At 53.5% G+C, this 25,396-nt stretch carries 20 protein-coding genes; 8 read left to right on the top strand and 12 right to left on the bottom strand.

Annotated features, from left to right (window positions below; all coding sequences use genetic code 11):
• Positions 1-57 precede the first annotated feature (57 nt).
• Positions 58-495, bottom strand: coding sequence for a hypothetical protein (locus tag V3C19_RS12265; protein ID WP_130084203.1), 438 nt, complete (start codon positions 493-495; stop codon positions 58-60).
• 243 nt (positions 496-738) lie between these two features.
• Here V3C19_RS12265 and V3C19_RS12260 point away from each other — a divergent pair, with 243 nt between their 5' ends.
• Both V3C19_RS12260 and V3C19_RS12255 read left to right on the top strand, forming a co-directional pair.
• Entirely contained in the window at positions 739-3,303 is a 2,565-nt protein-coding gene (locus tag V3C19_RS12260) for a DNA topoisomerase (protein ID WP_295933558.1), read from the top strand.
• A gap of 279 nt (positions 3,304-3,582) precedes the next feature.
• Positions 3,583-4,737 carry a hypothetical protein gene (locus tag V3C19_RS12255; protein WP_130084204.1) on the top strand — a complete coding sequence of 385 codons (1,155 nt, stop codon included), beginning with the start codon at positions 3,583-3,585 and terminating at the stop codon, positions 4,735-4,737.
• A 21-nt stretch (positions 4,738-4,758) separates the two neighbouring features.
• Here the strand turns inward: V3C19_RS12255 and V3C19_RS12250 are convergent, their stop codons facing one another.
• From V3C19_RS12250 to acnA, 3 genes are all read right to left on the bottom strand, one after another.
• Positions 4,759-5,622, bottom strand: coding sequence for an aldo/keto reductase (locus V3C19_RS12250; RefSeq protein ID WP_130084205.1), 864 nt, complete (start codon positions 5,620-5,622; stop codon positions 4,759-4,761).
• A gap of 94 nt (positions 5,623-5,716) precedes the next feature.
• A complete protein-coding gene (locus tag V3C19_RS12245) occupies positions 5,717-6,382 on the bottom strand; it encodes an N-acetylmuramoyl-L-alanine amidase (protein ID WP_130084206.1) in 666 nt (221 codons plus the stop codon).
• A gap of 190 nt (positions 6,383-6,572) precedes the next feature.
• Positions 6,573-9,326: an aconitate hydratase AcnA gene (acnA, locus tag V3C19_RS12240; RefSeq protein WP_130084207.1), complete on the bottom strand. Its 2,754-nt coding sequence runs from the start codon at positions 9,324-9,326 to the stop codon at positions 6,573-6,575.
• Between the two features lie 579 nt (positions 9,327-9,905).
• On the opposite strand from acnA, the gene V3C19_RS12235 reads away from it, so the two are divergent.
• The 3 genes from V3C19_RS12235 to V3C19_RS12225 all read left to right on the top strand — a co-directional run bounded on the left by V3C19_RS12235 (position 9,906) and on the right by V3C19_RS12225 (position 11,524).
• On the top strand, positions 9,906-10,244 hold the full coding sequence (locus V3C19_RS12235) for a DUF2752 domain-containing protein (protein WP_130084208.1): 339 nt from the start codon (positions 9,906-9,908) through the stop codon (positions 10,242-10,244).
• A 142-nt stretch (positions 10,245-10,386) separates the two neighbouring features.
• Complete coding sequence (locus tag V3C19_RS12230; RefSeq protein WP_202975670.1) at positions 10,387-10,917, top strand: L,D-transpeptidase; 531 nt, start codon at positions 10,387-10,389, stop codon at positions 10,915-10,917.
• 46 nt (positions 10,918-10,963) lie between these two features.
• Positions 10,964-11,524, top strand: coding sequence for a L,D-transpeptidase (locus V3C19_RS12225; protein ID WP_202975671.1), 561 nt, complete (start codon positions 10,964-10,966; stop codon positions 11,522-11,524).
• Between the two features lie 899 nt (positions 11,525-12,423).
• Here V3C19_RS12225 and msrB read toward each other — a convergent pair.
• Both msrB and V3C19_RS12215 read right to left on the bottom strand, forming a co-directional pair.
• Positions 12,424-13,536, bottom strand: a complete 1,113-nt coding sequence (gene msrB, locus V3C19_RS12220; RefSeq protein WP_130084209.1) for a peptide-methionine (R)-S-oxide reductase MsrB — start codon at positions 13,534-13,536, stop codon at positions 12,424-12,426.
• 61 nt (positions 13,537-13,597) lie between these two features.
• Complete coding sequence (locus V3C19_RS12215) at positions 13,598-14,173, bottom strand: hypothetical protein (protein WP_295933570.1); 576 nt, start codon at positions 14,171-14,173, stop codon at positions 13,598-13,600.
• Between the two features lie 114 nt (positions 14,174-14,287).
• Here V3C19_RS12215 and V3C19_RS12210 point away from each other — a divergent pair, with 114 nt between their 5' ends.
• A complete protein-coding gene (locus V3C19_RS12210) occupies positions 14,288-16,546 on the top strand; it encodes a M60 family metallopeptidase (protein ID WP_295933571.1) in 2,259 nt (752 codons plus the stop codon).
• A gap of 69 nt (positions 16,547-16,615) precedes the next feature.
• On the opposite strand, the gene V3C19_RS12205 is transcribed toward V3C19_RS12210, so the two are convergent.
• On the bottom strand, positions 16,616-17,734 hold the full coding sequence (locus tag V3C19_RS12205) for an RtcB family protein (RefSeq protein ID WP_295933574.1): 1,119 nt from the start codon (positions 17,732-17,734) through the stop codon (positions 16,616-16,618).
• Positions 17,735-17,872: 138 nt separating this feature from the next.
• Between V3C19_RS12205 and V3C19_RS12200 the strand changes: the two genes are divergently transcribed.
• Positions 17,873-18,790: a LysR family transcriptional regulator gene (locus V3C19_RS12200; RefSeq protein WP_295933577.1), complete on the top strand. Its 918-nt coding sequence runs from the start codon at positions 17,873-17,875 to the stop codon at positions 18,788-18,790.
• A 19-nt stretch (positions 18,791-18,809) separates the two neighbouring features.
• Here the strand turns inward: V3C19_RS12200 and V3C19_RS12195 are convergent, their stop codons facing one another.
• Together V3C19_RS12195 and V3C19_RS12190 are read right to left on the bottom strand one after the other, a co-directional pair.
• Entirely contained in the window at positions 18,810-20,042 is a 1,233-nt protein-coding gene (locus V3C19_RS12195) for an MFS transporter (RefSeq protein WP_295933581.1), read from the bottom strand.
• A gap of 80 nt (positions 20,043-20,122) precedes the next feature.
• On the bottom strand, positions 20,123-20,854 hold the full coding sequence (locus V3C19_RS12190; RefSeq protein ID WP_154301971.1) for a hypothetical protein: 732 nt from the start codon (positions 20,852-20,854) through the stop codon (positions 20,123-20,125).
• Between the two features lie 171 nt (positions 20,855-21,025).
• Here V3C19_RS12190 and V3C19_RS12185 point away from each other — a divergent pair, with 171 nt between their 5' ends.
• Entirely contained in the window at positions 21,026-21,589 is a 564-nt protein-coding gene (locus V3C19_RS12185; protein ID WP_161981375.1) for a cob(I)yrinic acid a,c-diamide adenosyltransferase, read from the top strand.
• 501 nt (positions 21,590-22,090) lie between these two features.
• Here the strand turns inward: V3C19_RS12185 and V3C19_RS12180 are convergent.
• The 3 genes from V3C19_RS12180 to V3C19_RS12170 form a co-directional block, all read right to left on the bottom strand.
• The gene (locus tag V3C19_RS12180; protein ID WP_295876356.1) at positions 22,091-22,591 is read right to left on the bottom strand and encodes a hypothetical protein; all 501 of its coding nucleotides are present in this window, start codon (positions 22,589-22,591) and stop codon (positions 22,091-22,093) included.
• 564 nt (positions 22,592-23,155) lie between these two features.
• Positions 23,156-24,601 (bottom strand): SEL1-like repeat protein, encoded by a 1,446-nt coding sequence (locus tag V3C19_RS12175; RefSeq protein WP_130084218.1) that lies wholly within the window; start codon positions 24,599-24,601, stop codon positions 23,156-23,158.
• Between the two features lie 303 nt (positions 24,602-24,904).
• Positions 24,905-25,378 carry a hypothetical protein gene (locus tag V3C19_RS12170; protein ID WP_295933585.1) on the bottom strand — a complete coding sequence of 158 codons (474 nt, stop codon included), beginning with the start codon at positions 25,376-25,378 and terminating at the stop codon, positions 24,905-24,907.
• Between the last annotated feature and the right edge of the window lie 18 nt (positions 25,379-25,396).

The raw sequence follows: 25,396 nt of genomic DNA, 5'->3' as shown, positions 1-25,396 counted from the left end.
AAGGCCGTGGCTCCGCGTGCCTTCTGGCGCATGGTTCCGTCTTGGGACGCCGATGTGTCAGAAGCCCTTGACGGCTTCCCAACTGACGACTTTTCCGTTTTCAAACAGGACGTTGTATGAAATGGGAGGCCTGCCTCCCAGCGGCATGGTTACGCCGACTCCGGTACCGACGCCGGAGTCCCTGCCGCGGAATCCGCCCCCGCCCAGCCCCAGGGACCAGCCTGTGCCGCTACGCGTGTAAATCCAACGTTCCGTATTTTTGCCGTTGCTCCACCCCGCCATTTTCTGTTCCGGTTCCCCCCAGGCCAGAAGGACGGCCTCCGGACTCATTCCTTTTTCCAGTTCTCCCCGTGCTACTTTGACTTGCTGTTCCTTTGGCAGTTGCTGGTAAACCGGCATGTTTTTGGCGATGCGGTCGGACGGCGTAGGGGAACAGGCCGCCAGCAGGGCGATGCAGGCCGGAAACAGAACGGGAAAAAGGCTTCTTTTCATCATCCGGTTTCATAGCATGCGGCTGCGCGGCTGGCAAGGGAACAGCGAGGCTGTACCGTGTGAGAAATAGCGGAAATGCCCTTAATCCTGACATAAAGGGGCACTTTTTCCGTAGATACATAATTGGTGATTGACAAGGATGGGGGGTAGGGGAGTAGGAATTCACCTCCAGATGCAACGCGCCGCCAGGAGCGGTTTTTGACGTGCACGTATTTTCCACTATTTTCATCTTTCCGAGCCTTTCATATGTCCAAAACCTTAATTATAGCAGAAAAGCCGAGCGTAGCCACTGATTTGGCGAGAGTTCTCGGCAAAGAGCTTGGAAAATTCACCCGTGACAAGTCCGGTTCCTTTTACCAGAACGACAAAGCCATCATCACCTCCGCCGTAGGCCATCTTCTGGAGCAGAAGAAGCCCATGACGGAGGGCGGCAAGTCGCTTCCCTGGAAGTTCGATTATCTGCCCGTCATTCCCAAGTCCTTTGAACTGGAGCCCATCAAGCAGTCCGAAGACCGTTTGAAAAAGGTTCTTCAGCTTGCCAAGAGCAAGGATGTGACGGAAATCGTCAACGCATGCGATGCCGGCCGCGAAGGGGAATTGATTTTTCACAACCTGGTGCGGTACGGAAAGTGGACAAAGCCCGCGCGCCGCCTCTGGATGCAGTCCATGACGGACGAGGCCATTTTGAACGCCTGGCACAGCATGCGCAGCGAGGCAGACATGCAGCCGCTGACCAACGCCGCCGTCTGCCGTTCCGAGTCCGACTGGCTGATAGGCCTGAACAGCACCCGCGCCCTGACCATTCTTCAATCCCGCGGAGGGTTCAGCGTAACGCCCGCCGGACGCGTCCAAACGCCGACGCTCGCCATCCTGACGCAGCGCGAACTGGAGATCCAGGCGTTTGAACCGGAACCCTATTCCGAGGTGTGGGCGGATTTCGGCGTTCAATCCGGAGTTTATTCCGGCCGCTGGATTGACCGTGACTGGAAGAAGAACGACAATCCCCATTCCCGTGCGGAGCGCATCTGGGATTCGGCGCTGGCCACCGTCATCCGCGACCGCTGCCGGGGCAAGTCCGGTACGGTAACGGAAGAAAAAAAGCCCGTCACGACGATTGCCCCTCTGCTGTACGATTTGACTTCCCTCCAGAGGGAGGCCGCCAACCGTTACGGCTTTTCCGCCAAAAGGACGCTCCAGCTGGCCCAGGAGTGCTATGAAAAGCACAAAGTGCTGACTTATCCCCGTACGGATTCCCGCTACCTGCCGGAAGATTATCTGGGCAAGGTGTACGGCATTGTCGGCGCCGTGGCTGAGGAGAATGCGGAGTTCGCCCCCTTTGCCAGAGACATTCTGGATAACAAGCGGGTGAAGCCCAACAGACGCGTGTTCGACACCAAGAAGGTAAGCGACCACTTCGCCATTATTCCGACGGGCAAGATCGAAAAACTGAGCGGCGACGTGCAGAAGCTTTTTGAAATGGTCATGGCGCGTTTCCTGGCCGTTTTCTTCCCTCCCGCTGTTTTTGAAGATACCAGACGAACCACTCTTATCGACCATCGGGACGGCGTCACGGACGCCTTCCTGACCACGGGGCGCGTGCTCGTGGAACCCGGCTGGCAGGCCGTGTACGGCCGCAAGGCCGGCAGCTCCTCCAAGGAGGAACTGGTGCCGGTGCAGGACGGCGAACAGGCTGCCGTGCGCGAAATCGAGATACGCAACGCCATGACCAAGCCCCCGGCCCGCTATAATGAAGCCACCTTGCTGGCCGCCATGGAAGGTGCCGGAAAACTGGTGCATGACGAAGAATTGGCTGCCGCCATGAGCGAACGCGGCCTGGGTACGCCCGCCACCCGCGCCTCTATCATTGAAGGTCTGATTTCCCAGGAATACATTGCCCGCGACGGCAGGGACCTGCTGGCAACGCGGCGCGGCATTGAATTGATCGCCCTGCTGGAACGCATCGGTCTGAAAACTCTGACATCCCCCAGCCTGACCGGAGAATGGGAATACAAGCTCAAGCAGATGGAGCAGGCGTCCCTGGGCCGGGAATCCTTCATGGACGGCATCAAGAAGCTGACCGGGGAGATTGTGAAGCGCGTCCATGACTTCCAGGAAGCCCAGCAGCAGGTGGAACTGCCGGAAATCGACCTGGATTGCCCGTGTTGCCATGTCCACGGTCTGAAGAATACGCTGGATGCAGTTTCCTGCCGTTCCTGCAAGTTCAGCATCCGCAAGGTGATTTCCGGCCGCGAAATGGCGGATGAAGAGTTGAAGACCCTGATTGTGGACGGCAAGACGGGGATTCTGCAAGGATTTACATCCCGCTTCGGCAAGCCCTTTGAGGCAGGTTTGGAACTTAACGACAAGTGCCGCGCCGCCTTGTACTTCCCCGCCAGGGAGGAGGACGAGTCGACGGTTAATGAAGAAGCCGTGAAGGCCGCCAGCGTCACCGTTCCCGGTATGGGAGAGCACGACGTGATGGAAACCGCCAAGGCATGGAAACTGCCTACCCTGACAGTAGGGAAGGAACATACTCCCGTTTCCGTGGCCCGCACCATCCTGGGCCGTGAAATTCCCCTGGACCAGGTGTTGAAGATCCTTTCGGAGGGCAAATCGGATTTGATGAAGGGATTCATTTCCCAGCGCACCAAGCGTCCGTTTGACGCCTATCTTGTGTTCAATGCCAAGTTGGGCAAGATCGGCTTTGAATTCCCGCCCCGGGAAAAGAAGTTCCCTGCCAGGAAAACGGGAGCCTCCGGGAAGAATGCCAAAGAGGGAAAGGCGAAGGAAAGCAAACCGAAGTCGAAATAGGGAATTTTCCCTGTAGAGGCATGGATTGCGGATTTCCCCTGCCGCACAAAGGATAATCGGCAATGCTGAGAGGAGAAGCATCCTTCTGCCGGATGCGGCTGCTTTCTAACGGCGGATTTTCCGGCAGCAGCGATTCCAACCATCTTTTTGCCGGGGGCGTGAAGGGTTCCGCTTGGCCTGCGGCGGAGGGATGGGTGGAAAAAGCTTTTTCCCCTTCTTCCTTGTGCTAGTCTGGAACTGCAACCCGTTTTCCCTGTGATGAAACATGCATTAATCCTTATGTTGGCGTGGTGCGGCATATGCTGCAGCCTGGCGGAAGATTATCCTTTCCCGGGAGAACGGGAATGGGTCTCCAAGTTAGGAGACGTGGTGAAGGGAACTTTTCAGTCCTGTACAGGAACCAAAGTGGCGGTCAAGGTGGGCCGCAAGCGTGTGGAGATTCCCTTGAACCGCCTGGATGAGGAGGATGCCGCGCTGGTCCGTTCCCTGACGGGAACAACAGCCCGGCGGGATATCAAGCTGGCGGAAACGTTCTGGCCGTATATCATGAAAGAGCTTGAAAAGGTTACCTGGATTCCGGTGGAAAGGGACATATCCCCGAGATTCAGCGGGGCCGCCCGGAAAGCCGCCACCAAGACCGTAGCGGGAATGAGGAAGGTGGACGGTTTTTCCTGCACGACTTCCCTTACTTCCATCAGAGGGAATCCCTTCCTGATACGGGAATATTACCGTCCGCAAGTCCGTCCTGCGAGTGGAGGGGGTCCGAAAAATTTCGATATGATTCTGGAGAATGGAGAAGTTTACGCCTGCTACGATACGGGAAAGGGGTTGCTGGCGCCGGAAAAACACCTCCTTGAGGCGCGGACGGAAATGCGCGGTCCGGTATCCTCTCTTCTGCCGGCGGGGGAGAAGATTGCCGCCCGTGAATCAAAAACTTTCAGCAATGCTGATTATTCCCTGAGTATGGCAAAGAATTCCGTCAAGGGCGGCTACGAGACATGCAAACCCAATTTCCTGACCCGGAAGATTCTGTCTTTCCAATGGAATGCGGAGGGGAAAATGGTCTGCGGCGTCATGAAGCTGGAGTACGACAATGCCCGGGTGGCCGTTCTGTTTGATGCGGAAAAGAAGCTCATGAACGCTCCGGGCCTGGGGTACGCCGTGATGATTTCCCGCATGAACAAGAAGAGCCGGGACCCCAAGGTAAAGGATGAGCATTATTACCATGTGGGTCTGGCTGCGGACGGGCTGCCCGTTTACCACCATGAAGGGCCGGAGAACGAGGCTGGAATGGACCCGTTGCGGTACGGGGAGCTCCGGGAGTCAGAGAAGAAGGTCATAGCTGAAAAGGAGAAGGAACGGGAAAGGGCGTTTCGGGCCAAATTGGAAGCACGGCAGCGTCTGGTGGAGTCCGCCAGGAAGAGGAACGGATAAGAGGATGTTTTTCCGGGAAGATTATTCCTCGGGAAAATAATCCGGATGGATGGAATAGTTGCCGGGAGCGTCCAGCGTTTCAATGAGGGCCATGTCCTCTCCGTCCAGAGAAAAGTCAAAAACGTCCAGATTGGCACGGATTCTGTTCTTGTGCGCGGATTTGGGCAGAGGCACGATGCCGCGTTGCAGCACCCAGCGGATGCAAATCTGGGCGACGGATTTGCCGTGCTTGTCCGCGATGCGGCGCAGAATCGGTTCCTCCAGCGCGCCTCCCCTGGCCAGAGGCCCCCATGATTCCACGAGGATGCCGTTTTCCCGGCAGAAGGCGGCCGTGGCTGTCTGGTGGTACCGGGGATTGATTTCAAGCTGGTTGACCATGGGCATAACCTCGGCCCGGTCCATCAGGGCCTCCAGATGGTGGGGGAGGAAGTTGCTTACGCCGATGGCCTTGATCCGTCCGTCCCGGTAGAGTTGTTCCATGGCTTTCCAGGTTTCCCGGTTGAGCTGCCGGTAGTCGTCCGCATGCCCGGCGGGCACGGGCCAGTGGATCAGGTACAAGTCCAGGTAGTCCATTTGAAGAAGCTGCATGGAGGCGTCAAATGCCCTCAGGGTGCTGTCGTATCCCTGGTCCGTGTTCCAGATTTTGCTGGTGATGAATATTTCTTCCCGCGGCAGGGCGCTTTCACGCACGGCGCGGCCCACCGTGTCTTCATTGCCGTACAGGCTGGCCGTGTCTATCAGGCGGTAGCCCGCTTCCAGCGCGTCCAGGATGCAGCGGACCCCGGCCTCGTCGTCAGGGGACAGGTACGTTCCGTAACCGATGCCGGGCATCGGCAGCCCGTTGTTCAGACGGTGCGTATCTCCGGGAGAAGTGATGGTGCTCATGCTTTCCATGAAGCACCCTTTGCCGGGGCGCGTAAAGAGGCCTTATTGTCATGAAAGCGGCATGCAGGAGCCGCATCGCAAACGGGTGGAGAGGCTACTTCCCGGCCTGGAGGCAGCGGTAATAGTAGTCCACGCGGGAGATGAACCAGCTCCATTTATAACCGGGACGCCCGTTGGTCATCAGAGGGGCGGGGCAGTTTTTTCCGGACCAGTAGTTATGGGGGACTACGTTGCGCAGGGGAACTCCGTACCGTTGCATGAGCAGGGCGGTCAGCTTGGCCGTCTTGTTGTAGATGATGGCGGGGTTATGGGTGGTGCATTCGCACATTTCAATGGCTACGGAGTATTTGTCTCCCGGACCGGAATGGTCCGCGTGATGGCCTGTTTCCGTCGTGGGAATGTGCTGGTAGGCTCCGAACTGGTCGACCGTGAAGTGCCAGTTCAAACTGCGGGATTTGCCGCTGTTCAGATAGCGGGAATGGGCGTTGGCGTCCCCCTTGGGGTTGGCCGTGCTGTGGATGGTGATGAAGCGGGGGGTCATGGAGGAAGCCCGCTTCCGGGCATAAGTGCTTTTGGGCATGTAAGATACGCGGATACCTACTTCCCGGCTCATCTGGTTCATGGAGCGCGGCACGACCGGGGCGTTTTGCGGTTTGAAGGAGATGGCAGGCGGCCTCATTTTGTCGTTCTGGGAACAGCCGGCGAATGTCAGGGCCGCAAACACGGCAAGAAGGCCCGTCCAAAAAGATCTGTATTCCATGTGCCTGTTCTAGAAACAGGCCGGAGCGATTGCAAGCAGAATTTGGAATTAGTTTACTCAAACTAAGTTGCCGTGTCATGCCTGCCTTGAAACGGGGAGGGCCATGCGTGCGTGCACAGCCCGCGCTTCCGGGAAGAGGCGCACGGACTGTCTGCACGAATTCCGTACCGGATTTCCCGGTATGGAATGGTTATTTAAGGATTTGCGTAAGCACGTATTGCAGGATGCCTCCGGCCAAGTAGTATTCCTTTTCAATGGGGGTGTCAATGCGGACGACTACGGGAATGTCAAAGGCCGGAGCGTCTGCGGGCTGCACGCGCAGGGTGACCTGCTGGCGCGGGGCAATGCCGTTGTTCAGGCCGAGAATGGAGAAAGTGACATCCTTCAACGGAGCGATGCGGTCGTAATCCTCCTTGTTGGCGAAGTTGAGCGGCAGTACGCCCATGCCGATGAGATTGGAACGGTGGATGCGTTCAAAGCTCTTGGTTACCACGGCTTTCACGCCCAGCAGGTTCGTTCCCTTGGCCGCCCAGTCCCGGGAGGAGCCCATGCCGTAGTCTTCCCCGCCGATGACGATCAGGGGGGTGTTGTCGCGGGCATAGGCCATGGCGGCATCGTAAATGAAGGCGGGGGAGCCCGCGGAGGCGGGGATGTTCTTGTCCGGGGCCGGGATTTCCCTGTTCCCGAAGTACAGCGTGTAGCCGCCTTCCGTTCCGTCCACCATCAGGTTCTTGATGCGGACGTTGGCAAAGGTGCCGCGGGTCATGACGCGGTCGTTGCCGCGGCGGGAGCCGAAGGAGTTGAAGTCGTTCCGGGAGACGCCCATGAATTGCAGGTATAGACCGGCGGGACCCGTTTCCCGGATGGCTCCGGCGGGGGAGATGTGGTCCGTGGTTACGGAGTCGCCAAAGATGCCCAGGGGCCGGGCGTCTGTAATGTCCGCCAGCGTGCGGGTCTGTCCGTTGAAGCCGCAGAAGAAGGGCGGGTTCTGGATGTAGGTGGAGTTTTCATTCCACTGGAAGACGGAACCGGAGGGGGCGTGGACGGCGGCCCACCGCGGGTTCTTGTCCGGCGTGATGGTGTAAAGCTCCCGGTAGGCCTCCGGGTTGCGGGATTTGGCGACGGCTTCCGCAATTTCCGCGGAGCTGGGCCAGATGTCCTTCAGGAATACCGGCTTGCCGTTTTTGTCCGTACCCAGGGGTTCCTTCTGGAAGTCAATGTCCACGCGGCCCGCCAGCGCGAAAGCGACGACCAGAGGCGGCGACATCAGGAAGTTGGTTTTGATGGAGGCATGGATGCGCGCCTCAAAGTTGCGGTTGCCGGACAGCACGGAGGCGCCGATGATGTTGTTTTCCTTCACGGCCTGTTCCAGTTCCGGGTTCAGGGGGCCGGAGTTGCCGATGCAGGTGGTGCAGCCGTAGCCGACGGTTTCAAAGCCGAGGGCGTCCAGGGAGGCCTGGAGTCCGTTCGCGGCGAAGTAGTCGGAAGCGATGCGGGAACCCGGAGCGATGGATGTTTTTACGTGGGAGGGGACCGTAAGCCCCAGTTTCACGGCTTTTTGGGCCAAAAGCCCGGCGGCCAGCATCAGGCCGGGGTTGGAGGTATTGGTGCAGGAGGTGATGGCGGCAATGAGGATGCTGCCATCCTTCAGCTCGGCTTCCTGACTGAAGCCTTCCACCGGAACGGGAACGCCCGCGGGGGAGTGCATGGTCACTTTTACGGAGGGGGATTCCGTTTTTCCGTAACCGCCTTCCGTAATGGGTGCGCTGACCATGCTGCGGAAGCTGTCCCTGATGGAGTCCAGACGGATGTGGTCCTGCGGACGTTTGGGGCCGGAAACGGCGGGCTGGATCGTGGAAAGATCCAGCTCCAGCTGGTCCGTGTAGTCCAGCTCTCCATTGCGGGGCATGCCCCAGAGGTTCTGTGTCTTGAAATAGTTTTCGTATGTGGCGATGGATTCCTCGCTTCTGCCGGTCTGGCGCAGGTAGTCGGAGCATTGTTCGTCCATCGGGAAGAAGCCCATGGTGGCGCCGTATTCCGGGGCCATGTTCGCCACGGTGGCGCGGTCCGCCAGCGGCAGGGCCGCGGCGCCTTCTCCGAAGAACTCCACAAATTTGCCCACCACGCCGTGCTGGCGCAGCATTTTGGTAACATGCAGGGCCAGGTCTGTGGCCGTGACTCCCTCCCGGAGCTTTCCAGTCATGTGAACGCCCACGACTTCCGGCACCAGAAAAGTGACGGGCTGGCCCAGCATGCCGGCTTCCGCCTCAATACCGCCCACGCCCCAGCCTACCACGCCGATGCCGTTGATCATCGTGGTATGGGAGTCCGTACCCACGAGAGTGTCCGGGAAATAAACGCCGTCCTTTTCCATGACGCCCGGCGTCAGATATTCCAGGTTCACCTGGTGGACGATGCCCACGGAGGGGGGAACCACGGAAAAGGTCTGAAAAGCCTGCTGGCCCCATTTGAGAAATTCATAACGTTCCGCATTGCGCTGGAATTCAATGTCCAGGTTTTTTTCCAGAGCGTCCGTGCGGCCCGCCCAGTCCACCTGCACGGAATGGTCCACGACCAGGTCCACGGGCACCAGCGGTTCAATAACGGAGGCGTCTTTTCCAAGTCCGGCCACAGCGGAGCGCATGGCGGCCAGGTCCACCAGAAGGGGAACGCCGGTCAGGTCCTGGAGAACGATGCGGGCTACGGTGAACGGGATTTCATAGGAACCGGGATTTTTCGCGTTCCAGGAGGCCAGATTGTCCACATCCTTTTCCGTCACTTTTAATCCGTCGCAATTGCGGAGCAGGGATTCCAGCACGATCCGGATGGAAACGGGCAGGCGGTTGAGGCGCGGGTAGCCGCTTTCCGCCAGGGCGGGCAATGAATAAAACTGTCCCGGGGTTCCGGCTCCCGTGGTGAACGTGCTTTTGGCGATCTGGGTCATGTGCTGAATAGCGGTTAACAATAAACAGACGGCTGCCCTGCTGGCAGTCGCGGGTACTATACAGGTCAAAGACAATAAGGCAAGGATTCTGTGCGGCGAAAGAAGGATTTTCCTGTTCACGGAGGGGAAGATGCCTTTTTTCCAGACCGGCAACGTGCCTGATTCCCGCCGGAGGAAGGTAGCCGCCTGGGGGGAGGACTGACAAATTGCTGGCATACCAAGACGTTATTGCGTTGAACATGGGGGAAAGGATTAATGTCGTAACCGTACTTAACCAATGTTTTCAAGAAATGGATATGGAACATATGTCTCAGCCGGTCAGGCCGAATAACACCCTTGCTATTTGCGCCCTTGTCTTTTCTGTCTTGTGCAGTCTCGTAGGTCTTGTCCTTGGTATTATCGGTATGAGCAAATACCCGAAGAACACCAGTGGAAGGACCATGAGTGTCATTGCCATTATCATCAGCGTACTCATGATGGTGGGAGCTTTCATGCTCCGTGGCCGCTGGTAAGACGGCAGGAAGTGCAGATGAATTTAAGGCTTGCGGAATAAGGGCATTTCGCAGGCTTCCCCAACGCATGAAATTGTTTGCCTTGTATGGGGCGCTCCTTGCCTTGGCGTGCGGCGTGCTCGTGTTTACGGGAGATCCCTCCCGCTCCAGCTGGCTGCCGGAGTGCCCTTTTTACAAAACCACGGGGTGGCTTTGTTATGGCTGCGGTTCCACCCGGGCTCTCCATGCCCTTTTGCACGGGCACTGCGCGGATTCCTTGAAGTACAATATCCTGCTGGTTCCGACCCTGGTGTGGCTGGGAACCCTTTTTTTTATCCGGAACAGGCGCGTGTTTAACCGGACATTGCTGGCAGGAGCAGGGGTGCTTGTGGTGTTTACGGTTGTGCGCAATCTCCCGTGCCTGTAGCGGTGTTGGCAACAGGGAGGTAATGCAGAACGGGGTTTTCCGGTCCGGTCATGGAGAGCAGAGGATAAAAGAAGCTTGCATGCCGGAAAAATGAACTTGCCCTCTCTACGGGGGAATGGGATAGTGCCATAAGCGGCTTCCCATGAAACTTCTGCCTTATTTGCCATTACTGATTCTGCTGTTGGTCCCCGGCACGGTTCATGCTGCTATGGAGGGGGAGCATCTGGAAACCCATACGGAATTCGTAGCCCGCAAAGGGTACCCGGAAAGCATGGAACAATGGTCTGACCGTCATTTGCTGAAAGCAGTGGATGCCAGGGTGCTCCATGTAGTTATTTATCTGGGAAGCCAGCGGGGACGGCTGTACGCAAATGAACAGGTAGTGATGGATTTTCCCGTTTGCACCGGGGACCGGGATCATCCTACCCCCGCAGGAACTTTTACCGTACTGGAGAAGGACAAGGACCATTATTCGGACCTGTACGGTTTGGCAATGCCGTGTTTTATGAGACTCACCAGGGACGGAATCGGGCTGCACGCGGGGCCCGTTTTCCGGACGCCTCAGTCTCACGGTTGCATTCGCATGACGCGGGAGTCCTGTGCAGCTCTATTTAATAAAATCCGCATTGGAACGCCTGTGAGGATTGTGGCAGAATGCGTCATGAAACATTGAAAATAAGTCTGTGATATGTCCAACTCATAAAAGGGAGTTGAATATTATGAATGCAAAGAAAAGCTCGGTAATCATTGGAAGCGCCCTGGCAGGAATGCTGGCGATGGTTTCCTGTTCGGGACCGCCGGAGGAGAATTTGAGAGTAGTTCCACTGACGATGCCCATGGCATCCTACAATCCCAATACGCGGGTTGTGGTAGCCGGCGTGGATTATACGGAAGTGCATGATGAATGGATGAACCCGGATATCATGAAGAAGGCCAGATCCGGCAATACACGTGTGGTGATAAGCCGGAGCGCCCAGAGGGGGCAGCTGATGGTAGGCGATGAAGTTGCCATGGATTTTCCCGTTTGCGTAGGGACTTCTACACACAAGACGCCGCTTGGGCATTTTAACATTACGGAAAAGAAAGTTCACCATGTTTCCAACTTGTATGATGCCTCCATGCCTTATTTCATGCGCCTGACGGATGGCGGAATCGGGATGCATGTGGGGCCCGTCTTCCGGACGCCCCAGTCTCACGGCTGCATCCGCATGACGCGTTCCTCCTGTGTGCCGCTTTTTAAAACCGTCAAGGTCGGAACTCCCGTGAAGATTGTGCCGTAACGGGAAAAAATGGCCGCAGACGACATCTGCTTTTTATTGATGAGGAGGAAGCAATGAGTTCTCCCATTAGAACAGGAGAACGAACTGAATGATCTGCCGGAGGTGCTGGTTTTACTGACAAGCCTTGATTTGGCCGTTTTTCTGGAATCTCACTCTCCATGATTTATTGCGGTATTCCTTATTCTCAGAAAAAGGTCCGGAAAAACTGCGCATACTAATGGAACCGGGAAAGATGGAAAAGACCGGGACTTCCCGCAAGAAGGGGCAGGTTTTCCGTCTGGAAACCTTCTTGCGTTCGCTGAAGTTTTCTTATGAAATAGGGGATATTTGTTCATTGCGGAACCCCGAAGTCAGGAGGGTATTTGTTAATTATTTCCATAATAGATTTATTGCATTAATATAATGAATGACATATGAGAGCATGAAAAAAAGATAAAAGAAGATTTTTTACACAAAATCGACCCGGCTGCCGCTATCAAAATAGGAACGTATGAAGATAATCGGTTTTGTACCGCAAGTCGCATTGCTCCCAACAACCCAAACCCTCCTCCATGCCTTACTGCCGGTTGAACGGTTCCCGAATTCGGCCGGCAGCGGCATGAATGGATTTCCATCATGTACGCACCCGTTGTTTTTGGCGCATGAGAATGATTGTTAAGATTTAGAGTGATGGAAATACGGCATCTGCTTTCACTCTGTAACAATTCCGCCTGCTTTGGCTGTTCTGTGGAGAAAAATACGGCTTGTGGAAGCCGTCCCGTGGGCGACTTTGTCTGCACTGTTGTTCGGAGTGGTGACACGACGCGCGGCAAATGTACCGGCTGGCATGCAACCATAGAACCTTCTCCGTAACCCTGCCGGAAATATGGTTCTGAATGCAGCGGTTGTTATCCCGCGTTCTATTGATCTTTTCCGGAGTTATTTTGCAGGAGGGGAACGTATCTTCCATAACCCTGGGCTTCCATGTCCTGTTCCGGAATGAATTTCAATGAAGCGCTGTTGATGCAGTAGCGCAGGCCGCCGCGTTCTTTGGGACCGTCCGGGAACACGTGGCCCAGGTGGGCATCCCCCGTCCTGCTGCGAACTTCCGTGCGGTTCATGCCGTGTGAAAAGTCCTGTTTTTCCTGAATCAAGCCTTCCTTGATAGGGCGGCTGAAGCTGGGCCATCCGCAGCCGGAATCAAATTTATCCGTGGAAAGGAACAAGGGCTCTCCTGTAGTTATGTCCACGTAGATGCCGGGACGGTCATTGTTGAAATATTCATTCCGGAAGGGGGGTTCCGTTGCGTTTTTCCGGGTGACGGCAAATTGTTCCGAAGTCAGGGACTTCCGCAGTTCTTCATCCGATTTCTTTTGATAAACGGGTTTGGCCTCTTTGGCCTGGCTGGCTTCCCGGAAGCGGAAGGCCGGAATGTGGCAGTAGCCGCCGGGGTTTTTGTTCAGGTAGTCCTGATGGTATTCTTCCGCCCTGGAGAACTGTTTGAGGGGCTGGATTTCAATGGCCAGGGGCTGCTTAAAGTGCTGCTGGAGGCGTTTCAAGGACATTTCTATGACAGGCTTGTCTTTTTCATCCGTGTAGTAAATGCCCGTGCGGTACTGTACTCCTGAGTCGTTTCCCTGTCGGTTGACGGAGACGGGATCAATGACGGCATAGTATTGTTCCAGCAGGAAGGGCAGGCTGACTTCGTCCGGATCGTATACCACTTTAACCGTTTCCGCGTGGCCTGTTCCCTTATTGCATACTTCCTCATACGTAGGATTGGCGGTGGAGCCGTTGGCGTAGCCGGCTTCCGTTTTTTTAACTCCGGGAATCAGGGAAAGATATTTTTCCACCCCCCAGAAGCAACCGCCCGCCAGGTAAATTGTCTTCAAATTCTTGTTGTCCATATGATGTTTGCTGTTGTCCGCATGGCCGTTTTCTCCGCAGGAAAGCAGGGAAAGCATGGCCACGGCCGCCAGGATGGCGAATGCCAAGCCAGCCAGGGGCCACGGACCGTGGTAGATACGTTTCATAACCATATTGCTGCGTTTGCCTTCCGGAATGTGTCCGGATATTTTGCGGAAGGCTATGAAGTTAGACAATGCTGTCGCTGTTGTGTTCGCCGCGAATGTCAGCGGAAGATTTCCGCCCGGGGGTGCTCCTGATGCGCGGCAGGTTTTTCAACCATTCGTAAATGGCCCGGTCACGCGCGGTGGGTTTCCGGCTTGTTTGGAGATAAAAGCCGTATTTGGTCCGGAAATTGAAAATTACCTTGTCGGCATTCATTCCGATGATCAGGTGATCCAGCCGTATTTCCGCTTCTGCGGGGGCATATGAAGTGAAATCAACATGGCCGCAGTTGTTGATGCCGCCCACATAATGATTCACTACCGGCAGAATGCAGGGGAGGAGGGATGAATCCGCCGGACAGGGGGAAGGGGACGGTCCGTCCCGGAAAAGGATTGCGGGGGGAGATTCCCCGGGACGGAGGGCGGAAAGCTTGTCGAACGGGATATTCCACAGGAAGGAGAATACCGCCGTGCCCAGAAGGAATATGGGAACAGCCAGAATGGCACACCATTTGCCGAATGTGTTTTTTACCTGCATGCAGTCTGCGTTCCGGTGGAGGACGGCTTCACAGCATGGCATGGAGGGATGCGTATTGTCCATCCGGAAATAGGGAGAGGTGAAGATGGGAGAAGAAGAATGGACATGTGGTCTTTTTGCTGTTGTTGTTTTTTGGTGAAAGAAAGAGATGAAAAACGTGTAAAATGGGGCAGTCCAATGAATGTTCAACTCCTATCCATTGTTTCCGCAGGCCGGCTGACGGTTCTGCTTGCCGTTCTGGCAGTATTCTTTTCAGGGATTTCCCCGGCTGAAGATTATCCTGCCCTGGATGTCCCCGCGGACATTGCGTTGAAGGTGAACAAGGCTTCCTCCCCCCAGTCTCCCTATTCTTCCGGCCATTCCGTGAACCAGGCGATAGACGGTTCCCTGGAGTCCGCCAACTGGCATGCGCCCGGTGCGAGGCACGTGGAGGGAGAGTTTGAGCTTGCTGAACCGTCCACCCTTCATTACGTGTCTTTCTCCGGAGCCAATTTCAACGAAGTGTCCCTTTCTGTCATGACGGGATCCTCCTGGCGGAAGCTCGGCAAGTTCAATCTGGGCGGTTCCAGGATCGTCAAATTCAAGACACCGCTCCAGAAGGTGCAGAAAATCAGGATGGAGGTGGATTATCCGGAAGGGACGTCTCCTTCATTCACTGTGCGGGAAGTAGGTTTTTACCAGAAACCTGAATCCGGCCTCAACCGGCAAGTGCTGAAAGTATTCAAAGACACGTCCTGTTCCTCCCTGAATCCCAAGTGCACGCTGGCGGATCTCAAGGCATTGCCGGAGTTTCTCCAGATAGTGGCGCGAAAGCTGAAATCCGGACGATATGAGGACAAGGAATTCCGCATCGCTTCCTACAGGGCTTACAGCCATCCCGAATTTGCTGCGAAATTAAGAAACATCAACGCATTGAATAAATTTGACAATCCTACCGGGATCGTAGCGCAGGAAGGGGATGAAATTCTGGTGTTCGTCGGGCCCACGCATGGGGAAGACATTGCCCTGGCTTCCGTTTCCCCGGCGGGAATAGAATCCTCCGCCTATCCTCTTGACAAAGGAATCAACAAGATCAAAATTTCCCGTTCAGGGCTGCTGTATGTGATGTACCATACAGATATCAGCAAGCCCAAGCGACCCATAACCGTCCATATTCCCGTAGGCAGCGGAACGGTGAACGGGTATTTTGATGTCACCAGGCACACGGACAAGGACTGGAAACGGATGATCGGCAAGGCTCCCCACAGCATGTTTGACATCGTGGGGCGTTATTCCATGATGATTCTTCATACGGAATACCTCAGGGCCTACAGTCCGGATTCCATTACGAAGTCCGTCCAGACATGGGATGAAAGCGTCAAGGCCATGTGGAAGATCATGGGCTTTGACAAATATCCCCAGCCGCACAATAACCGTCAGCTTGGCGTCTCCGTGGGCAACGGCGTCCACATGTTCGCCACCTGGTATTATTGCGGCTACAGCATCGGTGATAACGGCAACACGATGAAGAATGAAGTGATAGCGCCCGGCGTGCTTCAGGGAAACCGCCTCTGGGGGATAGGCCATGAAATCGGTCACTGCTACCAGCATCCGTTCAATTGGCGCAGTATGTCGGAAAGCTCCAACAATTTCTTCGCGCAACTGATTCTGGACCAGGTGGCCAACCGGATCAATGGCAACGAACGGGCCACGGATATGGAGAATCCCTGCAAGTACCTGCTGGAGGACGTCGTGAAGGGAAAGCCCTTTCACGATATCAATGGATGGGCGAAATGGGGCTTTGCCCAATATTCCTTCTACCTGTACTTCCACAAGCTGGGGATCAATCCGGAATTTTATCCCGTCCTGTTCGAGTCATTGCGGCGCAAGCCTCTTGCCAAACAGCAGTATGAGGTTTCTGAAGCCCATTTGGCGTGGTATGAACGCGTTTGCAATGTCTCCAAAACGGACTTCACGGAGGATTTCGAGATCTTCAACTGGTTTGTTCCCATCGACTATAAAGGGAACCAGTATGGGGAGTACAGTTTTAAGATGACGGAGGAAATGGCGCGCGCCTCCAAGGCGCGCATTGCCGCCAAGAGGTATCCCAAGCCGAAGTTCCGCATCGCTTTCCTGCACCAGCACGGGAAGACGGTGAATTTGTGGGGAAAGAACCTGCACGGTTCCGAGCTCAATGGCTATTGGACCAAGTACAAGGAAAACGCCCGGCTCAGTTCTTCCGTTTCCGCCACCAGGAAAGGCAGCATGATCGTGGTCAGGAACGGGGAAAATGCCGCGGCTTTCTGCGTGACGACCAACGGCAAGGTGGTGGGGTATTACGATCGCCAGCAATTTGATGTTTCTTCAGTGGAATGGAATGATACCTCCAGGGTATATGCCATTCCGATCCAGGTCTCGGAACCCTACAAGCTAATTTACCAGGCCGGTAAATCCTAAACGTCGTTCGGAAGTCCCCGGACCCCTCCCGGAATAGGACGTTTCCGGGAGGGGCGGGCGGCGGGGCGTCTACCATTCAGGCGACTTGAAGTTGTACACGGGGCGGATGCGTTCCACGATTTCCGCCGTTTCATGGATGTTGTCCAGCACGCTGTCTCCGTCCTTGTAGGCCATGGGCGCTTCATCCAGCGTGGCGCGGGAGACGCAGGTGGAGAAGATGCCCCGCATGGAGGCCTCGAACTCTTCCAGGGAAATGCTGCTTTTGGCTTTCTTTCTGGACATTTTACGGCCTGCCCCGTGCGGGGACGAGTTGTTGTATTCCTCATTCCCCTTGCCGATGCAGATGACTGAGCCGTCCCGCATGTTCAGGGGCACGATGAGCTTGCAGCCCGCGGAGGCCTGGACAGCGCCCTTGCGGATGATGTTGTCTTCCGCGATGTAGTTGTGGACGGTGTCGAAGCTTTCCAGTCCTTCTGCATTGTCCATCAGTTCGTGCAGCATCACGCGGCGGTTCAGTGCGGCAAAGCGCTGGGCTACTTTCATGTCCCGCATGTAATTCAGCGTGTTTTCCCCCTCCAGGTAGCAGAGCCCTTTCTTGCGCTGGACCAGGTATTCGTTCGGGCATGTGGCGGTGGCCAGCTTCTGGTAGTATTCCGCTATTTTCAATCCGAAGTTGCGGGAGCCGGAGTGGATGCACAGGTAGGTGTCCCGGTCTCCCTGTGCTATTTCAATGAAGTGGTTGCCGCCGCCCAGGGAACCTATGGAACGGCGGTGCCTGTCCTTGTCCGTCCTCAGAACGTCCACGCAGATGCGGGCGATCTCTTCATCCAGTTCAGGATCGTCCAGCAGGGCCTGGTGGACTGAAGAACGGGCGTGCATGCCGGACGGTACGCGTTCGCGCAGACGGGCGTCAAACTCGGCAAAATCCGGCAGAGAATCCAGACGCGCCGTGAGTACGCCGCAGCCGATGTCCACGCCGATCAGGTTGGGAATCACCTTGTCCGTTTTCAGTTCCGCGGTGAATCCGATCACGCATCCGGCCCCGGCGTGGACGTCCGGCATGATGCGCACCCGGCTTCCTTCAAAGGCGGGGTGGTGGCAAACGTCCTTGATCTGGGTGCGTGCCAGGTCTTCCAGTTCATCCGTGAACACCCGGGCTTCCGTGTATTTTCCGTTGATGGTGATCATATGTCTCATTTCTATGGTTGAAGGGCGCCGCGATGGCGTGCATGAAGTGCGGGCGGCGGTGTCCTGTGACTTCGTGACCATAACGTATTTTCTGACTCTTGCATTATAGGAAGATGCATGTAGTATGACTATATAGTCATGTTTGAGCATCTTTTTTCCGAACGCGGATTATCCCTGGACCGATTGAAGACCCTGATTGAAGTTGCCCGGGCGGGCAGCATTGCCGCAGCTGCCCGCGGCGACAGTGCACGGCAGAGTCTGTATTCCCGGCAGATCAAGGAGCTGGAGGAGTTTTTCGGCGTAGAATTGACGCGCCGCCGCGGAAAGGTGCTGGTGCTCACCCGCTCCGGGTGGGAGCTGGTAAGGCGCGCCCATGAGAGCCTGTGCCTGCTGGACGATTTTAAGAGCCGCAGCCGGAACATGCCGTACCGCTTCACGATCGGGGCCGGCGACAGCCTTCACGCGTGGATTGCGGCGCCCGTGCTGGCGGAGATGCAGAAGCGCGGATTGCCCTGGCTGTTTGCCCTGCAAAACCTGCGCAATAGCGACGTTCCTCTCAGGCTCCAGAATATGGATGTGGACTTCGGCATTGTCCGCACCAGCGCGCTGGCGGCGGAAGGACTGGAAAGCCGGGTGATCCGGTCCATGGACTATGCGCTGTATGTTCCTGAGGCGCTGGCAGGGAAGGGGGCAAGCGGGACGTCCGCGGATTTTCCCCGTCTGATGGAAACGTTGCCTCTGGCAACATTGGCCGGCGGTTCAGGGTTTTATGCCTCCCTGAAACGGAGCTGCATGGAATATGGAATAGACCTGCGGGTGCAGTGTGAAACACAGTCGTTTCCCTTTGCGGCTCGCATGTTGAAAAGCGGCGCCTTCATGGCAATTTTGCCCTGCATGGCGGAGGGGGAATTGGGAAAGGGTTTTCTCAAGATCACCCATCCCGCGCTGGAGGGCCTGGCCCGCAGCATTTCCCTGGCCTGGAATCCGCGGCTGCTGCGCGTACGGCCTTCCGCCGGAAAAGTGATCGAGGCCTTTGCCGTTTCGAGACAGGTCTGACCGAGGGTGTCCGGGCGCTTCAGTCGGAGTCCACGCCCAGCTTGTTTTTCCGGTAATGGTCCAGTGATATGCGGTAGAAATAGACAATGGCCAGCAGGTTCAGCAACGCGCCTATGCCGAAGGCCCAGTTCAGGTTCAGGTACGCGTAAATCTTGCCTCCGCAGAACATGCCCGTTCCTACGCCGATGTCGAACGCTGTGAAGAAGGTGGAATTGACGGCTCCCCGGTGGCCGCGGTCCGCCATGTTCAGCTTCATGGTCTGGAAGGTGGGAATGAAGATGCCGAACCCGAAGCCGATCAGGATGGCAGCCGTGTAATACACCCATTCCAGCGGGAAGAGGGCCAGAGCGGCGAAACTGGCCGTCAGAATGCCCAGGGAAATGACGGAAAGCTCCGCCACGCGGCCGCGGTCGATCTGCCTGCCCACCATGAACCGCGAGACCAGCATGCCGATTCCCATCAAAGCGTAAAACAGGCCCGCGTACTTGAAGCCATACATCTTGCCGTACAAGGCGGAGTAAACGGCCACTACCCCGTAGGAAAAGGAAGCGATCATGACGTTGACCGCCAGAGGAATGCCCACACGCAGCACGAGCCGGTCCAGCACTTTTTTAGGTGTTTCCTGCACGGGTTCCTGAACGGGACGCCGTGGAGCGCGGATAAGAGAGGCAATTCCCGCTCCGGCCAGGCACAGTACCAGGGAGCTCCACGTAATCACGTAAAAGCCGTACTGCTGGTACACCTGGAGGCCGATCACGGGACCCAGGCACATGCCCAGCGTCATCGTCATCCCGAAAAAGCCCAAACCTTCACCGCGGCGGGACGGTGGAATGATATCCACCGCCATCGTCGGACCGGACGTTGTCATGCCGCCCCAGATCAGCCCCTGGATAAAGCGCGTCGCAAAAAACATCAGGGCCGTGGCGGCAACGGCGTATCCGGAAAAGGACAGGGCCAGCAGGATGTAAACCGTAACATAAATCTTTTTGCGGTCTCCGGAATCAACCCGGTGTGCGAACCAGGGGCGGGACAGGATGGCCGCCAGCACGTAAATGGACATGATCCAGCCCAGCCAGCCGGAGGAAACCTGAAGTTGGCCCGTCAGGTACAGCGGAAGAACGGGAACCAGCTCGAAGAAGGCCAGTCCCATCATGAGGTTGGCGCAGCAGGCCAGCATATAGTCCCGGGTCCAGAGAGGGACTTTAACCGATGGAATGGCTGCCGCCGCCAATTCATCTCTCGTCCGGTTCATGCAGGGGTTGTACAGCCATCTCCAAAAGTTTCAAATAATGGACGTGTCATGCTGGAGGGTGAGATGAAAAAGGAGAGAAATCACGGTTCTTTGCCTGAAGAAGCTTCGGGCCTGTTGAAACCTACTCCGACCAGGGAGGACGGCTCTTTGATGGCATGGAGATAGCGGAACACCTCTCCGCAGGGGATTTCATCGTCAACATGGAACATGAATGCCCTGCGTTGCCGGATATCGGCATTCGCCGCCGCAGCAAAAGCCGTGAGGTCATTTTCCCGGGCGGCCGCATCCGTTTCTTTTTGAATGCGCCACCAGGTGAGCTGGTAGATTCCTCTGGCCGGGTCGCGCGACCGGATGGATTCCGTGAAGGGGTAGGAAAATGTTTTTTGGCTGGAGTTGCTGGCAGGGGCGGAGTTGTCAGAGACGGGGATTTCCATGACCAGATGGTTTGAATTTTCTATTTCCTGCATGGGTTTAGGGCTGACGACGACAGGAAGGTCTTGTTCAAAGTAGTTCGGGAAAGCGGATGCGGAGGCATTTCCCCGGCGCAGGCGGATGTCCATGCAGAGGGAAAAGTCGTAGACTTCTTGAATGCTTCTGGAAACGTGCTTCCAAGGAAGTTCCGGATGATCCAGGTTGATGATCAGGAGCCTGCCGGAGTCCGCAGGAAGAGTCTTCCATACCGGGATGGGGCCCGGCAGCTCGGAGGCGTTCACGACCACATCGCTGGTTAATGAATAAGGCTTGTCGTGAATGCATTCAAAGAATGGCAGGATAAAGAGAAATGAAAGCACGCAGGAGGGAAGTTGAATCATGGCGAAAATAGGATTAATGGTTTCAGTTTAATATCTCCACGCCCGGAAAGTCAAGGTAGGTGAGCAGGAAGGCAACTTGTTATTTATGAAGCGTTGTATGAGTGCTTTTCCTGCAGAATCATGCCTTCTTTTTTGCGTGCAGGCTGGGAATGGCATGATAGGGTACGGGATATGAGCGTGATAACCAAGCGTGGAGACGATGGCGAAACGGATCTGATGTTCGGCAGGCGCAGCCCCAAAACGGCGCCGCGCATAGAAGCATATGGAACCGTGGATGAATTGAATTCCCTGATAGGCGTCGTGCGGCATTCCGGAGTAAATCCGCGTACGGTGGTTGTGCTGGACGGCGTTCAGGCCCGTCTGGTGGGCGCCATGGGGGAACTTGCCACGCTGGAGGAGGATTTGCCGAAGTACGATGCCAAGGGTTATGCCCGTATTACGGCGGAGGACGTAGCATGGCTGGAGGAACAGGCCCACATACTGGAAAAGGAATGCGACATCCGTTTCAAAGGCTGGGCGCGCCCCGGCAAGGAAGGATCTCTGGGATCCGCCTATCTGGATCTGGCCCGTTCCGTCTGCCGCCGCGCGGAACGCCGGGTGGTGGCATTGAGACTGGACAACGCCTTAAGCAATATAAACACCGCCCTGTTCCTGAACCGCCTGTCCGACCTCTGCTGGGTTCTGGCCCGTTTTGAAGCTCTGGACGCGAAAGAAAAGACAGGGGATCAGGGATAATGCCTCTTCACTGCCGCCCCTCCGGGAGACTGTGAAGCCCTGTTCCGTTTTGGAACGGCCTTGTATTGGAATAATCCTCTCATTCCAGGGAATGAGAGGATTATACATTTTTACACGGGGTAATCAGATGGCATGAACCATTAATTAACGCGTTTCCTCTTTAATCGGTTAAGGCGACAGATCAATGGAAAAGAGTGTGTAGTTAATCTTCTTTATGTATAGTTTGAGGTTGTTTGAAGAAGTTGCTGGGTTCGACATATCCCCAACTGAAAGAGTTTTCCGCAATCTCAATTTTTTTTAAATCTTTTTGCTTATACAAAAGAAGTATTGGACCAATTCTATTGTAGAAGCCGTAGCATACCCTTCCACTGGCTCAGGAACGGAAACAGAGATTGTACACACATGGATGAAGGATAGTATCAGGCGTGAAATCTATGGATGAAATGATGGGGTCATACATGAGTAAGTAGTTTATGAAAAATGAATTATCGCCACATATTTCTATTTCTCTAATTTTTCTTTCATCCATCCAAGTATGTAGAGATTTCGGTTGAGCAGGAAATAATAAGTCGTTTTATCTGAGAGATTTCCCGCATTGGCCTTGGTGCGTTCCCATGCTGTCCTTGCCTCATACTCAACTATATATTTTACTTCATCGGCCTCTTTATTTCCGTGGTACCAATTGATGTGCAGGGAATTTAATTTCCCCTCCGTTATGTATCTGGCTGTGTCTCGCTCCAGCCGTCCTATATAGGACTGAAAGGCGGAATCATCCTGCCTGGGAGGAACTCTGTTCTTACCTAATCGTTGTTCTATATCGTATATATCTTTAGGATTTTCCTTGATGATTTCATCCATCATCCCAGGAGTCATCTCGGGGCTTAAAGTATATTTTATGTATAAAAAGGGATACATGAAAGCAAACGGCATGGCGATACACATGACACCCATTATAATAATAATGCCCGCAATCCATTTGAAAATATTTTTTATTGTTTTCATATTTAATTTGTCGTTTGGAGGATTTCATTTGAGGGTTACTGCAACATCCTCCCGGTATTTTTGATTTTTTCCAGGATCATATACTGCACGGCGGCCGTCGTCAAAATCCTTTGTATATCTGGATCTGACGTGTTTTAAGGCGCTGGACATGAAGGAAAAGGCACAGGATCAGTAATAATCTTTCCTTACGTCTATTTTCCCATAAATGAATGATCCTCAAATTTACAGCCAGAAGGGTTTTTTAAGAAGCGGTTGACGGCCCTATGTTCTCCTGGAGAATCCGCTTGTTTCCATATCTTTTTATTTTTTATCAACACAGTCTATTCTTTTTTGCAATTGACTTGTCTACAAGGTATAAAAGAAGGGAAAATCGTAGAGACCAGGTATAGAAGCATGCTTTGCGCTTTTTACTGAGATATTACATTCAAAGGATGACGGCATGGAAAACGGCCGTGCCACTCGGCCGGAAAATAAATCTGTTGGAATGGGCGCAGATCAGGAAAAGAAAAAAGAGCTAAGAAACTGCAAGACTATGGCCTTGATTCCATAGTTCAATATTCTGCTTTACAGGTTTTCTGATTTGGTTTTTTGATGTTTGGAAGAGATTTCCTTGAGATAATCAATGTGCCGTTGTGCATCGGTATCTCCCATTTCTTTTGCTTTTTCCAAAAATTCTATTGATTTTTTATAATTGATGGGAGCGTCTCCCTCGGTTCCATCATTGAATTCTCCGGCGTGAAGCAGGGCCAGATTAGTTAAAGCAGGAACATAGTTTTCCTGAACTGCTTTCAACAGCCATTTTTCAGCTTCCTTCAGGTTCTTCCTTGAATAAAAACCTGTCAGACAATGATAACCATAATTATTCATGGCCACAGCATCCCCACTCAGCGCTTCCCGTTTTAAAACGTCAACCATTCGCATTTTTTCCTGGGTAGAATAATTTTCGATGAGAGATGGTCCTGCAAGCATTAAAAAGGAAGCAAGCTTGTACTCCGCTTTTCGGTGATGCTGGTCGGCCGCGGACCGTAAGGAAGAGATGAATTTCTCTCTCAAATGTTCCTTGAGGTCCGGATCGGATTGGTTCATGAAGCTGAGAAACAGATACGCTCCCAATTGATGTTGGGCTTCCGGCATTTTATTGATGGGCGGCTTGGACAACATGAAGGCAGCTATGCTCCAGTCTCCGTCTGCCATATAGGTTTTTGCCTTTAGAATGATTCCAAGAGGATGATTGGCTTTGACAAGCTTTTCCATACATTCTTTTTGCCGCTCCCCTGTCTGGTTCAAGGCTGCAATGTAAGTCAGGCGAGGGGATGGTAAAGCTAATTGGATTATGGCTTCATCAATCTTTCCTGTATCTTTTCCTGCTTGCTTCAGGAGTGTCTTCCGGGTGAGAAGAAGATACATCTGGGCCAGTGGAGAACCTTTTTCCGAGAGTTCTTTCAATTCTTGAATTTCTTCCGCAGATTCTTTCCCTTCTTCGAGGTCCTCTAAAATGCAGGCGGTCGTGAAAAGAACAGCCGCTTCCGGATCTCCCCCTTCTTTTGCTTCCTTTAAAAAGGAAAATGCATTTACCGGGGAAAAATCCGTGTACTGAAAATCAAGCAGCATTTGACCGATTATCCGTTTGGATACCTTGTCTCCCCGGCCTGCCGCCTTTTTCAGAATTTTAAGGGCATCAAGCCGGGCGTATGGGAGTTTTTCTCCTTGTAAATACATACCCGCTAATGCTCGGGCCGCACAGTTGTCTCCTGTTTCTTCCAGGGACTGGAGTTTTTTGACCACTTCAACAACGGGAATATGTTCGTCTTTTATCAGGCGGCAAGCATCATTTTCTTTTTCGGAAACGCTGAAGAAATCGGTTTTCCAATTACTGAAATCGTCAACGACAAGCTGAAAAGCCAGTGAATTCTTTTCTTGCCGAATTTGTGGTACGAATTCAGTATGAACTGCTGCAGTCCCTACGGGGCATATGAAGAAACAGATGAGATAAAATATGTATTTAATCATTTATTGTTCAAAGTGAAATCACTGATAGTGATTGTTTTTTATATATATTTTAATTAAAATAATTCAATTATGGTAATATTGAGAATTAAAAATGGAATTCCGTTATAGTAACGATTAATATTAATTAGAGAAAGATATATATTCAACCATGTGTATTCATTGAATTTTGAAAGTAAATACGTCAGGTGAACAAATAATAAAGACAAATAACCCCGTAGTTATCTAGATAAAATTTATTTTTCTTGCTTTAATTCTTTTTAAATGAATATTTTTCTTCACGATAAAAGATAATATTCAAAAAAATTAGTGTTTTTCTAGTAAAAAATATTCTTGTTCAAGAATTTCCTTGGTATAATTTTCTTCAAATTCCTTATTGTCAATGGGAAAATCATCCGCCAGATCACTACTGAATCGAACTGAAATTTTATTTTTTAAAGGAGTTTTAAAATATTTTGTTGAAAAATTCACTAAATGAGAGTTATTTTCTCCCAAGTTTTCATGTTTTTCTAATTCTATATATTTGCATGTACCGAGGGACTCTTCTTTTTTATATAAATAATGATCAATTTCAAAACTTCTATAAAATCCAACGAAAATGAAACCTGCGTCAATAAGTTGGTTATGATGATATTCCAGTGTTCTTCCCGTATATTCTGCAGGTCTTTCCCAGAGAAAAATAATACCTTTTATGAAAGTTAAATAAAATAATATTGATAAAACAATTAATATTGAAATAAACAATGTTTTATAGGAAAATATGTATTTTTTTATATTCATGTAAATTATTCTATCGAG

Origin of the sequence: Akkermansia sp. AE01SA01 (assembly GCF_036417395.1) — a bacterium.
Lineage (GTDB): Bacteria > Verrucomicrobiota > Verrucomicrobiia > Verrucomicrobiales > Akkermansiaceae > Akkermansia.
Note: the sequence above shows the minus strand (reverse complement) of the source record. Positions and strands in the feature narration are given on the sequence as shown.